This window comes from Inquilinus sp., from assembly GCF_039594555.1.
In the GTDB taxonomy this organism is placed as follows: domain Bacteria; phylum Pseudomonadota; class Alphaproteobacteria; order DSM-16000; family Inquilinaceae; genus Inquilinus.
In genome coordinates this window covers 1-11,717 of record NZ_JBCNNF010000214.1, presented here as the reverse complement: position 1 = coordinate 11,717, position 11,717 = coordinate 1, and the positions used below count along the sequence as shown (strand labels likewise).

General features: G+C 70.1%; 14 protein-coding genes. 6 read left to right on the top strand and 8 right to left on the bottom strand.

Annotated features, from left to right (window positions below; all coding sequences use genetic code 11):
• On the bottom strand, nt 1-723 hold a 723-nt coding region (locus tag ABDW35_RS21595; protein ID WP_343715941.1), incomplete at its 3' end, for an NAD-dependent epimerase/dehydratase family protein.
• Nucleotides 724-859: 136 nt separating this feature from the next.
• Nucleotides 860-2,428: an amino acid permease gene (locus tag ABDW35_RS21590; RefSeq protein WP_343715940.1), complete on the bottom strand. Its 1,569-nt coding sequence runs from the start codon at nt 2,426-2,428 to the stop codon at nt 860-862.
• Between the two features lie 281 nt (nt 2,429-2,709).
• Here ABDW35_RS21590 and ABDW35_RS21585 point away from each other — a divergent pair, with 281 nt between their 5' ends.
• Genes ABDW35_RS21585 through ABDW35_RS21575 form a run of 3 tightly spaced genes read left to right on the top strand, consistent with a single transcriptional unit; the run spans nt 2,710 to nt 5,823 of the window.
• Nucleotides 2,710-4,116: a glutamine synthetase family protein gene (locus tag ABDW35_RS21585; protein ID WP_343715939.1), complete on the top strand. Its 1,407-nt coding sequence runs from the start codon at nt 2,710-2,712 to the stop codon at nt 4,114-4,116.
• 16 nt (nt 4,117-4,132) lie between these two features.
• Nucleotides 4,133-4,909, top strand: coding sequence for an SDR family oxidoreductase (locus ABDW35_RS21580; protein ID WP_343715938.1), 777 nt, complete (start codon nt 4,133-4,135; stop codon nt 4,907-4,909).
• Between the two features lie 8 nt (nt 4,910-4,917).
• Nucleotides 4,918-5,823, top strand: coding sequence for a DMT family transporter (locus ABDW35_RS21575; protein ID WP_343715937.1), 906 nt, complete (start codon nt 4,918-4,920; stop codon nt 5,821-5,823).
• A gap of 7 nt (nt 5,824-5,830) precedes the next feature.
• Here the strand turns inward: ABDW35_RS21575 and ABDW35_RS21570 are convergent, their stop codons facing one another.
• Nucleotides 5,831-6,427 carry a TetR/AcrR family transcriptional regulator gene (locus ABDW35_RS21570; RefSeq protein ID WP_343715936.1) on the bottom strand — a complete coding sequence of 199 codons (597 nt, stop codon included), beginning with the start codon at nt 6,425-6,427 and terminating at the stop codon, nt 5,831-5,833.
• Nucleotides 6,428-6,485: 58 nt separating this feature from the next.
• Here ABDW35_RS21570 and ABDW35_RS21565 point away from each other — a divergent pair, with 58 nt between their 5' ends.
• Complete coding sequence (locus tag ABDW35_RS21565; RefSeq protein ID WP_343715935.1) at nt 6,486-7,037, top strand: DinB family protein; 552 nt, start codon at nt 6,486-6,488, stop codon at nt 7,035-7,037.
• Nucleotides 7,038-7,165: 128 nt separating this feature from the next.
• Here ABDW35_RS21565 and ABDW35_RS21560 read toward each other — a convergent pair whose 3' ends face one another.
• The 4 genes from ABDW35_RS21560 to ABDW35_RS21545 are packed head-to-tail and all read right to left on the bottom strand — an operon-like array spanning nt 7,166 to nt 9,793.
• Entirely contained in the window at nt 7,166-7,648 is a 483-nt protein-coding gene (locus ABDW35_RS21560) for a VOC family protein (RefSeq protein WP_343715934.1), read from the bottom strand.
• Between the two features lie 23 nt (nt 7,649-7,671).
• Nucleotides 7,672-8,247, bottom strand: coding sequence for an NAD(P)H-dependent oxidoreductase (locus tag ABDW35_RS21555; RefSeq protein WP_343715933.1), 576 nt, complete (start codon nt 8,245-8,247; stop codon nt 7,672-7,674).
• Between the two features lie 55 nt (nt 8,248-8,302).
• Nucleotides 8,303-9,202, bottom strand: coding sequence for an alpha/beta fold hydrolase (locus ABDW35_RS21550; RefSeq protein ID WP_343715932.1), 900 nt, complete (start codon nt 9,200-9,202; stop codon nt 8,303-8,305).
• Between the two features lie 3 nt (nt 9,203-9,205).
• Nucleotides 9,206-9,793 (bottom strand): DUF2239 family protein, encoded by a 588-nt coding sequence (locus tag ABDW35_RS21545; protein WP_343715931.1) that lies wholly within the window; start codon nt 9,791-9,793, stop codon nt 9,206-9,208.
• A 106-nt stretch (nt 9,794-9,899) separates the two neighbouring features.
• Between ABDW35_RS21545 and ABDW35_RS21540 the strand changes: the two genes are divergently transcribed.
• Entirely contained in the window at nt 9,900-10,235 is a 336-nt protein-coding gene (locus ABDW35_RS21540) for a GIY-YIG nuclease family protein (RefSeq protein ID WP_343715930.1), read from the top strand.
• 9 nt (nt 10,236-10,244) lie between these two features.
• Here the strand turns inward: ABDW35_RS21540 and ABDW35_RS21535 are convergent, their stop codons facing one another.
• Nucleotides 10,245-11,246, bottom strand: coding sequence for an ornithine cyclodeaminase family protein (locus tag ABDW35_RS21535; RefSeq protein ID WP_343715929.1), 1,002 nt, complete (start codon nt 11,244-11,246; stop codon nt 10,245-10,247).
• Nucleotides 11,247-11,396: 150 nt separating this feature from the next.
• On the opposite strand from ABDW35_RS21535, the gene ABDW35_RS21530 reads away from it, so the two are divergent.
• Nucleotides 11,397-11,717, top strand: a 321-nt coding sequence (locus tag ABDW35_RS21530) for an AsnC family transcriptional regulator (protein WP_343715928.1), incomplete at its 3' end; no start/stop codon positions are given.

Sequence of the window (11,717 nt, the reverse complement as noted above, 5' to 3'; positions counted from 1 at the left end):
CCCGGCCTCGTGCAGGCCGATGAAGCTGGCGACGCAGTTGCGGTAGCCCAGCATCGGCAGCTGCGCCCGGCTGACCGGCAGCACGCATTCCTCGCCGTTCAGCGGCTCACGGAACACGCCGGAGCAGAAGCTGGAGGCGGCGGAGTTCGGCTTGCCCGGGCGGATGAAGATGGTCGGCAGCCGGGCCGAGCGGCCGTCGAAGAAGCCCTTGCGGCTGTAGTCGTTGACCAGCAGCTCGCAGATCGTCTTGGTGACGCCGTAGGTGGTCTGGCTGGTCTGCTTGGTGGCGTCGGTCACGGTCTTCGGCATCACCGAGCCGCCGAACACCGCGATCGAGCTGGCGGCGACCAGGCGCTGCGCCCCGCCCTTGCGCGCCCGCACCGCCTCGAACACGTTCAGCCCGCCATCGAGATTGACCTTCAGCGCCAGGTCGAAATCCTTCTCGCCGCCGCCCGACAGGATCGAGGCGAGATGGAACACCGAGATGTCGTCGCGGTCGACCAGGCCGAAGACGGTGGCACGGTCGGAGATGTCACCGGTGACGATCGACACCCGGTCGTCGAGGCCGTCCGGCCGCTCCGCCGGCGCCGCCATGTCGAACAGGGTGATCGCGTCGATCGGCTCCTGCTGGCCGGAGATGCCGGTCAGCGTGCCCCGCTTCAGCAGCGCCCGCGCCAGGTTCAGCCCGACGAAACCGAGACCACCGGTGATGACGACCTTCATCCTGCGTTTCCCCTGAACCCGCCGCCGGTCACCGGCGGCTCTATTGTACGACTTAAATGGTTTAGGCCGGCCCCGGCCGCACGGCAAGAAAAAGGGGCGCCCGGCCGGGGCGCCCCTGGATGACATCGGCGCCGCGTCAGGCCTTGCTGGCTTCGCCGACAGCCGCACCGGCCGTTTCGCCCACCGCCTGCTCGGCCGCCGCGATCTCGGCCTGGCGGCGGCGGATGGTGTCGCCGATCGGCGGGCCTTGGAAGCGCCGCCGTTCCAGCCCGAACCAGACGAGGGCGGTCAGGACCAGGAAGGCGATGGTGATCCACAGCGCCTTGTCGTTCGGCGGCTGCACGCCGATGACGAAGATCAGGATCACCGACAGCACGCACAGCAGCGCCACCAGCCGGTAGGCGCCGCCCAGTGACCACGGTCCCATCTGGGTCCAGGTCCGGCCATAGGCGATGGCGCCGAGAGCGATCGGCAGGCCGTAGGAGATGAACAGGAAGATCACCGTCACCGACACGACCGTCGTGTAGACCGGGGTGTAGGCGGTGAACAGCACGGCCAGGATGGCGCCGGTCCAGATCGCCGCCACCGGGGTGCGGAAGGTCGGGCTGACCTTGCGCAGCGAAGACGAGGCCGGCAGGCCGCCGTCGCGGGCGAAGGCGAAGATCATCCGCGACACCGAGGTCACGGTGGCCAGGCCGCACAGGTACTGGCTGACGGCGATGCCGAGATAAAGCACGAACTTCAACCCGGCCGGCAGCACCGCGTCCGAAGTCCAGAAGAACACATTCCAGCCCTGAGCCGCGGCCTCGTCCATGTTCGGGATCGCCAGCACGAAGGCGACCAGCATGGCGTAGCCGAACACCGCCGACAGCCACACCGACCGCACCATCGATCGCGGCACGTTATGGGCCGCGCGCACCGTCTCCTCCGAAGTGTGGGCCGAGGCGTCGAATCCGGTGATGGTGTAGATCGGCAGCAGCAGGCCCAGCAGGAACACCATGAACAGGCTGTCGTGCTTGGGCCACACCGAGGCATCCGCCGGCAGGCCGCTGTAATTAGTGAAGGTCCACAGCCGCGAAATGTCGATCGCCGGCGCATAGGCCAGGAAGGCGACGGTCAGGGCGATCGCGACCAGGAAGATCAGATAGCCGCTGAGGTCGGTCAGCAGCGTGGTGACGCGGATGCCGAGATGGTTCAGCAGGGCTTGGCTGCCGGTCAGCACCACCACGAAGATGACCTGGGTGGTGAAGTCGGCGCCCATGCCGAGTTGCGCCCCGAAGGCGCCCTGAACGAAGGTGAAGGTGCCGACATTGATCGCGCCGAGCACCGTGATCAGGCCGAGCAGGTTGAGCCAGGCGGTGACCCAGCCCGCCCCGCGCCCACCCAGGATCGAGCCCCAGTGGTAGAGGCCGCCAGCGGTCGGATACGCCGAGGCGATCTGGCCCATGCCCAGGGCGAAGACGAAGGACACAAGACAGCCGAGCGGCCAGCCGATGCCGATCGCCGCGCCGCCGACGCCGCTGATCGCCTGGCCCAGCGAGTTGATACCGCCGGACAGGATGCAGATGATCGAGAAGGAAATGGCGAAATTGGAGAAGCCGGACATCCGGCGCAGCAGCTCCTGGGCATAGCCCATGCTGTGCAGGACCTTCACATCGTCGGAGATGTCGTGCGGGCTTCCCGGACCGTGAGCGTCCTGGGACATCGATGTGCGCTCCCTGTTTGTCGTTGGATGGCTTCCTGGATCGCTCCCTCACACAAACGGGCAAGATCTCACACGGATCGGCCCGGATCCGGCCGAAACTGTCTCACCGAACCACAGCGCCGGCAAGAGTGTTGCAGGAATGGCGGCCCCGGAGCGGGCAGCGTCGCGGCCCGTCTTGCCGCCGCTTCGCTCGGCATGCTCAGAATAGCGCTTCAACTCGACCCGTGCCGGCTCCCCCGGGGACCAGGCACGGGCGACAGGAAACGGGAGACTTCGAGTAGATGGCGCAACCCTCATCCCGGGCCGCGGCCCCCCGTGCGGCCGCAGCCGCCCCCCGCTTCACCGCCGACGACGCCCGCAAGCTGGTGCAGGACGGAGGGTACAACCACGTCAAGGTGGCGCTGACCGATGTCGACGGCATCCTGCGCGGCAAGTACATGTCGCGGGAGAAGTTCTTCTCGTCGCTGGAAAAGGGCTTCGCCTTCTGCGACGTGATCGTCGGCTGGGACAGCCACGACCAGCTCTACGACAATGCCCGCTACACCGGCTGGCACACGGCCTATCCGGACGCGCCGGTGCGCATCCTGCCGGAGACGATGCGCCGCCTGCCCTTCGAGAACGACCTGCCCTTCTTCCTGTGCGAACTGGCCGACCAGGCCGAGGCGGTGTGCCCGCGCGCCGTGCTGCGCCGGATGCTGGACAAGGCGGCGGAGATGGGCTTCGGCCTGAAGGCGGCGTTCGAGTACGAGTTCTTCCTGTTCGACGAGACGCCGCATTCCGTGCGCGAGAAGCACTACCGCAACCTGACCAACCTGACACCGGGCTTCTTCGGCTATTCGGTGCTGCGCAACACGGTGTGGTCGGACCTGTATCACGAGCTGCTGTCGACCATGCAGGCGCTGGACTGCGAGATCGAGGGGCTGCACACCGAGACCGGCCCCGGCGTGCTGGAGGCGGCGATCGCCGTCGATGACGGCCTGTCCGCCGCCGACAAGGCGACGATCTTCCGCACCTTCACCAAGGTGATCGCCCAGCGCAACAACCTGATGGCCACCTTCATGTCGAAGTGGTCGAACGAGGTGCCGGGGCAGAGCGGCCATATCCACATGTCGCTGGTCGACGGCAAGGGCAAGCCGGTGTTCCACGACCCGAAGGACCCGAATGGGATGAGCGCCGTGATGCGCCATTTCGTGGCCGGCCAGCAGGCGCTGATGCCGGAGTTCCTGGCGATGATCGCGCAGACGGTGAACGCCTATTCCCGGCTGGTGCCCGGCTTCTGGGCGCCGACCTCGGCCACCTGGGGGGTGGAGAACCGGACCACGGCGCTGCGCGTGATCCAGGGCGGACCGAAGAGCCAGCGGGTGGAGTTCCGCATCGCCGCCGCCGACGCCAACCCCTACATCGTCCTGGCCGCGGCGCTGGGCGCCGGGCTGTGGGGCATCGAGCGCCAGCTGGAGCTGGGCGAACCGGTGAAGGGCAATGCCTACGCCAAGACCTTCCCGCGCAAGTCGGAGCTGCCGCGCACCCTGTGGGACGCGGCGCAGCGGCTGCGCGCCTCCAAGGCCGCGCGCGGCCTGTTCGGAGAGGATTGGGTGGAGCATTTCGCCGCGACCCGCGAATGGGAGGAGCGCGAATTCCGCAAGCACATCACCGATTGGGAACTGGCACGGTACTTCGAGATCATTTGATCCGAAGGAGCGTTCCATGGATCTCGGCCTGACCGGAAAGACCGTGCTGGTGACCGGCGGATCGAAGGGCATCGGCCTGGCCTGCGCCGAGGCCTTCCAGGCGGAGGGCGCGCGCGTGGCGATCGTCTCGCGCGCCCAGGCCAATCTCGACCGCGCCGCGGCCGGGCTGCCGGGCGTGGTCGCCCTCGCCGCCGACCTGACCGACGCCGCGGCCGCCCTGGAGGCGGTCGAGGCGGCGGAGCGGGCGCTGGGCCCGATCGACGTGCTGGTCAACTCCGCCGGCGCCGCCCGCCGCACCCCGGCGGAGGAGCTGACGCCGGCCGCCTACCGGGCGGCGATGGATGCCAAGTTCTTCTCCTATATCAATGTCATCGACCCGGTGGTGAAGCGCATGGCCGCGCGCGGCACCGGCGTCGTGGTCAACGTCATCGGCAATGGCGGCAAGGTGCCGGCGACGGTGCACATCGCTGGCGGCGCCGCCAATGCCGCGCTGATGCTGGCCACGGCCGGCCTGGCCACCGCCTATGCCGGCAAGGGTGTCCGCGTCGTCGGCCTCAACCCCGGCCTGACCGAGACCGAGCGCGTGGCCGAGGGGCTGCAGGCGGAGACCCGGCTGCACGGCATCACCCTGGAGGAGGCGCGGCAGCGCGCGGTGGCGCGCATCCCGCTCGGCCGCGGCGCGCAGCCGGAGGAGATCGCCGACGCCGTGCTGTTCCTGGCCTCGGCCAAGGCCAGCTACATCACCGGCGTCAACATCACCATGGATGGGCTGCAGAGCCCGGTCATCGTGTAAGGCCACCGATGGCGACCAGCACGGTATCCCGGGCGCCCGGCGTCTCGATCCAGGGGCTGGGCTTCCTGGTCGCCACCAGCCTGATGTGGGGCTTCAACTGGCCGCTGGTGAAGCATCTGGTCGGGGTGCTGCCGCCCTTCTCGGTGCGGGCGGCCAGCGGCCTGATCGGCACCGCTATCGTGCTGGCCATCGCCCTGGCCCGCCGCGAATCCCTGATGCCGCCGCGCGGCCAGTGGGGCCGGCTGTGCCTGGCAGCCGCCCTGAACGTCACCGCCTGGATGGCGCTGACCACCTTGTCGCTGCTGTGGCTGCGGGCGTCGGAGACGACGATCCTGGCTTACACCCTGCCGATCTGGGCAGCGATCCTGGCCTGGCCGCTGCTGGGCGAGCGGCCGACGCTGGGCCGCGGCGTCGGCCTGGTGCTCGGCCTGTCCGGCATCGCCCTGCTGGTGGCGCACGGCACGCCGGGAGAGGAGGATCTCGCCGAGAAGCTGCCGGGCGTGGCCTTCGCCCTGGCCGGGTCGATGCTGTTCGCGCTGGGCACCGTTCTGGCCAAGCGGGCGCCGGTGGCGATGCCGCCGACCGCGCTGGTGGCGTGGCAGACCGGCCTCGGCCTGCTGCCGCTGCTGCTGTTCTGGCAGCTGCTGGAACAGCCGGATTTCGCGGCGCTGGGCGCGCTGGACTGGGCGGCGCTGGCCTATGGCGGCGCCCTCGCCTTCGGCCTGGCCTATGTCGCCTGGTTTGCGGCGCTGCGCCGGCTGCCCGCTTCGGTCGCCACCATCGGGTCGCTGCTGGCGCCGGTGATCGGCGTGCTGGCCTCAGTGGCCATGCTCGGCGATCCCTTCGGCCTGCGCGAGATCGGCGCCCTGGCCCTGACCCTCGGCGGCGTCGCCCTGGCCACCTTCGCCCGGTGACGCCGGGTCAGGCGCCCCGGCCGAGATAGCCCAGCACCAACCGCGTCAGCTCCCGCCTCACCTCCGGCGATTGCAGAACCCCGCGTCGCGCCGCGTTGTGGATCACGCCCTCGACCGCCGAGGACAGCACCTGGGCAACGATCCCGTCCCGGCCGCCGTCCAGCGCGGCGACGACGGCCTCGTAGCGGCGCAGATACTCGGCCTGGAACGCCCGGTAAGCTGCGCCCGACCCGTCCGGGTCCGGCAGGTCCAGCAGCACCCGGTGCAGCGCCGCGTTGGCGCTGTGCACCGCGATCATGCCGTCGACCAGTGCCTCGGCCGGGGTCCCACCATCCGCGGCGCGGTCCAGCACCGCCAGCACCTCGTCGAAATGCCGCTGCCGGATGGCGTCGACCAGCGCTAGCTTGTTCGGGAAGTACTGATACAGCGAGCCGATGCTGACCCCGGCCACCTCCGCCACCTCATTGGTGGTGAAGCCGGCCCATCCCTTCTCGCCCAGAAGCTGAGCCCCGGCCTGGACCACCGCCGCCACTGTCGCCCGGGACCGGGCTTGGCGCGGCCGCTTCCGCATCGCCGAGGACGGCCCGGGAATGCGAGTGGACATGGCCGCCGCCTCCGCGAAAATGTGAACACTCAGCTCACATTCATAGGGGCCGGCCGCCATGAGCGCCACCGATCTGCTGCGCAGCCTGTTCCGCTACCAGGCCTGGGCCGACGAGGAATTCCTGGTCGCGGTGGCGCAGCTCGACCTGGAGCGGCGCGCCGAAGACCGGCGCGCCGTGCTGCGGCTGCTCAACCACTGCCATGTGGTCGGCCGGATCTTCGCCGCCCATCTCACCGGCCGGCGCCACGGCTACGCTGCGGACAACACGCCCGAGACGCCGGAGCCCGAGGCGCTGCGCGCGGCCCTGGCGGAGTCGGACCGCTGGTATCTCGACTATCTGGATCGGGTGACCCCGGCCGAGCTGTCCGAGGCTGTGGCCTTCACCTTCACCGATGGCGACCGGGGCTGCATGACTCGGCAGGAGATGCTGGCCCATGTCGTCACCCATGGCGGCTATCACCGGGGCGAGGCCGGGCGGATCCTGACCCGGCTCGCCGCCGGGCCGGCGCCGGGGCTCCGCCTGCCCTGGGACACCTATGCGGTGCATCTCCACAGCACCGAGCCCGCGCGCCGGCGGCGCGCCTCGGCACCGGCTTCCGCGAAGTCCTGATTAATTTTGGAAGAGGATGCCGCCCTGCATCGTCTTTGTGATGGGGGATGCGAAAGCTCCTTCCACCACTGGACCCCTCAGCCCCGCCTCCTCCGGCGGGGTTCTTTTTGCGGGCCGGCCCGACGCCCCTACGGGACCGTCTCCGGCTCGGCGCTCATGGCCTGCCAGCGGCTGAGCGGGACGATGCCCAGTTCGGGCCGCGCCGGGCCGGGCAGGTTGGCGATGAACTCCAGCGAATGGCCGTCCGGGTCGTCGAAGAAGACGCTGGCCGCCGGCATCCAGGAGAACACGATCGGCTCCTCCCCCGACAGGCCATGCGCCGGCTTCGGCCCGATCCCCGCTTGGCGCAACGCCCCGATCGAGCGGCTGACATCCGCCAGCGCGACCTTGAAGGAGATGTGCAGCCGCAGCTGCAGCGGGCTCGAATGATAGGACCAGAGCCCGAGCATGCTGTGCTCCCGCGCCCCGACCCAGAAGAAGGCGACATGGCGCTGCGGGATCCGGTGCGCCAGCTCGAGCCCCAGCCCGTCGCGGTAGAAGGCGATGGAGCGGTCGAGATCGCTGACGGTCAGATGGGTCTCATACAGGGACTGGATCGGGACGATTGCCACGTTCGGCTTCCTTCCGGTCTCGGTTACGCCAGCGCCGCGGCATAGGGCGCGACGGTGCGCGCCTGGCGCAGCGTCGTGCCCCACCAGCGCAGCGCCTTCAGCATCACCGCCATGGCGGCGGCGGCTTGATCGGGTTCGGCCAGCCGGCCGGCGGCGTCGAAGCGGCGCGAGGCCCAGGCCAGGCTGACCGTGTCGCGCAGCGTCACCGCGTGCAGCTCGGCGAAGACCAGGCGCAGTTGTTCCACCGCGCGCAGGCCGCCGGAGATGCCGCCATAGCTGACGAAGGCGACCGGCTTCGCCTGCCATTCGGCATAGGCGCAATCGATCATGAATTTCAGCACCGCCGGATAGGCGTGGTTGTATTCTGGCGTGACCACGACGAAGGCGTCGACGCGGTCGATGCGCTCGCGGAAGGCGGCCACGCCGCCGCCGTCCCGCCGCGCGCTCCAGTCCGGCAGGCCGAGATCCCGCGGGTCGATGATGTCGAGCGTGAAGCCGCCCGCCCGCTCGATCTCGCCGGCCGCCCAGCCGGCGACGGTGCCGCAGAACCGGCCGTCCCGGACGCTGCCGTAGATCAGGCCGATGCGCAGAGTGTCCATGCTACATGCCCCTCGATTCCGCTGAGTCGGGACACGCTACAAGTTCAAGTCAGCTTCAAGTCCAGAGGGATTTCGTCCGCCGCATGTTATGCAGGATGGCGTCGGCCACAGGGCCGTGCAGCGGCGGCGGCAGGTCGTGGCCCATGCCGTCGATGATCATCAGCTCGGTGCCCGGGATGTTCGCCGCGATGTCCCGGCCAGCGGCGGGCGGCACCAGGGGATCGTCTGCGCCGTGCACCACCAGGGTCGGGGCGGTGATTCGCGCCAGGCGGGGCCGCAGGTCGCCGGTGGCGGCGATGGCGGCGATCTGCCGGGCGAAGCCGGCAGGGTCGCGGGACTGCCGCGCCTCGGCCAGCGCCTGGGCGCGATGCGCCGCCTCGTCGAACGGAAAACCGGGGCCTGCGATCAGCCGGGCGAAGGCCGCGCTGTGGGCCAGGAAGCCGGCCTCGTCCGCCGCCGGGTCCGGCGCCGGCCGGGCCAGCGCCGCCATCACCGTCGGCGCCGCCTGCGGCAAGGCCGGGTTTCCCGTGCTGGACATGATCGCCGCCAGCGACAGGACCCGATGCGGATGGCCGGCCGCCACGAGCTGCGCGATCATCCCGCCCATCGACCGGCCGGCGAGATGCGCCCGCTCGATCCCGAGCGCGTCGAACAGCCCCACCGTGTCGGCGGCCATGTCGTCCAGCGTGTAGGGCACCGCCGGCCGCTCTCCACGCGCCACGGCAGCGGCCAAAGCGGCGAAATCCGGCACCGGCGCGCCGTGCAGATGGGTCGACAGGCCGACATCGCGGTTGTCGAAGCGGATCACGCGGAAGCCCTGCCCCGCCAGGCGCTCGCAAAACGGCTCGGCCCAGCGGGTCATCGGCACGCCGAGGCCGGAGACCAGCAGGATCGCCGGCCCCTCGCCAACGCTGTCGTATTCGAGGGTGAGGCCGTTGGCCCGGACCTGCGGCACGGCTCAGCCCTCCAGGTCGTCGGCCACGAAGGCCAGCCGGATGACGTAGCCGCGCAGATCGGCCGGCCAGGCCGCGGTCTCCTGCTCGAAGCGGGCCCGGTCGCCGGCGAACAGGGCGCGCGACGCCTCCTCGAATCCCGCCAGGTTGCCGGCCATCGCCGACATCACGCGGTAGCCGGCTTCCCGCGCCGCGCGCCTCCGCTGCACCGCGCCGCCGGCCCGCCGGGCCTCGTCGACCAGCCGGCGCAGCGCCACCGACGCTCCGCCCGGCTGCGCCGCCAGCCATTCCCAATGCCGCGGCAGCAGCGTGACCTCGCGCCCGACCACGCCGAGCTTCGGCCGCCCCCGCCCCCGAGGCTCCGCCGGCTCCGCGCCCTCCTCCGGTGCCAGCCGGGCGACGATCTCGGCGTCGCTGCCGCGCAGGTCGAGATCGACCACCCGGCCGGTGGTGTCGGCGAAGACAAGGACGGGGTCGCCCGTGTTGCGCTCAACTGCGGCCTTCACGGCCAGCGCGACCTCGGCCAGCGGGCCGGAGCGCAGCAGCGTCTGGCCTTCGAAGGCGGTGCAGGGTGTGGCGGCGGTCGCGGTCACGGCAATCATCCCGGTGAAGTGGCGGACGATTTATACCCGGGCAAAATATCTTGCGTCAATATCACCCGGGCAATAATCTGCCGCCACCAACGAGACGGATCGAGCGATGACGGGTGAGGACAGGAAGACGGCCATCGCCGCTTACAAGGAGCGGAAGGTGTCTGCCGGGATCTATGCGGTGCGCTGCGCCGCCACGGGCGAGGCCTGGGTCGGGCGCAGCCCCAACCTGGACACGGCGCGGAACCGCGTCTGGTTTACGCTGCGCACCGGCAGCCACACCCATCCGGGCCTGCTGCAGGCCTGGCGCATGCATGGCGAGGCCGCCTTCAGCTTCGCGGTGGTCGAGACCCTGTCCGAGGAGGACGCCACCCATTTCCGCGACAAGCGCCTGAAGCAGCGGCTGGAGCACTGGCAGGCGGCGCTCGGCGCCGAGGCGATCTGATCCGGAGCCTCACAGGATGATCGTCGCGCCTGCGCCCGACCGCCGGGCGTGGCGATAGGCGAGGTCCGCCGCCACCATGTCCTCCATCGCCGTCCCCATCGCCTTGTAGACCGTGATCTGGTCCGCCGAGACGCGGCCCGGCCGGCGCGCGAGCAGCATGTCGCCCAGCGTGATGCCGGTGTCCGGGTCGATGCCGGCCAGCTCGCAGGATCCCACCGGGGTGGGTTCGAAAGCCTCCCGGGTCTCGACGTAGAGCACGGCCGTGCGAGCCAGGGCGGCAGGCAATTCGCCGCCCGGCGGCGCGACCCCGACCGACGAGACATGCGTGCCCGGCCGGACCCAGCCGGCATCGATCACCGGCTCATAGGAATGGGTCGCCAGGCAGACCACGTCGGATGAGCGGATGGCCGCCTCCAGCCCGGCCACCGCGGTGACGCCGGGATGGCGCGCGGCCAGGGCTTCGGCATCCTCGAGGCGCTTCGAGACGACGCGGATCTCGGCGAAGTCCCGCACCAACGGCAGCAGGCGGAGATGCTGGTCGGCCTGCACGCCCGCCCCCACCACGGTGGCCACCTTGGCATTCCGGCGGGCGAGCTCGCGTACCGACAGCACCGCGGAGCCCGAGGTCCGCACCGCCGTAATGTAGGTGCCGTCCATGATGCAGACCGGCAGGCCGCTGGCCGGGTCGAACAGGTGGATGGTGGCAAGATGGCTGGGAAGACCCTGGCCGATATTGCCTTCGAAGACGTTGACGATCTTCACCGTCAGATTCATGCCCTCCGCCCAGGCCGGCATCGCCAGGGAATAGCCGGCCTGCGGGATGTCGAGCTGCGGCCGCGCCGGCGTGACGACCTGGCCCAGCGCCAGGGCCCTGAAGCCGGCGGCCAGAGCGTCCAGCAATTCAAGCGGGTCGATGCAGGCCCGCACATCCGCTTCGCTCAATGTCAGGATCCTGGTCTCTCCCTTCGACAGCGACAGGAGAACCCCGCCGGTCGCAGCAGCCTCGTCCATCCTCAACCTCCTGAGAGCCGGTCCCGATCGGAACCGGCGTGGATCTGATGCCGACAAGGCTATTGCGGTAATTGGCGCGACTAAATACGGTGATTTCGCGAATTCCGAGTGAAATTCAAACCAGTAGGCCTATCGGAGAGTGCTTTCAGCATGAGCGATCTCGACGGAGTCGATCGCACGCTGCTGCGGCTGCTGCAGGAGGATGGACGGCGGACGACACTCGACCTCGCCGCGCGGGTGGGCCTGTCGCCGACCGGCGCCAGCCAGCGGGTCAAGCGGCTGTTCCGCGATGGGTTCATCACGGCGGTCCGGGCCGTGCTCGACCCCCGGAAGCTCGGCCGCGGAACGCTGGTCTTCATCCAGGTCCGGCTCGACCACACCGCCCCGCAGGTCTTCGATCATTTCGCCGAGGCCGTGCGGCGGGCGCCCGAAATCCTGGAATGCCACATGGTGGTCGGCGGCTTCGACTAT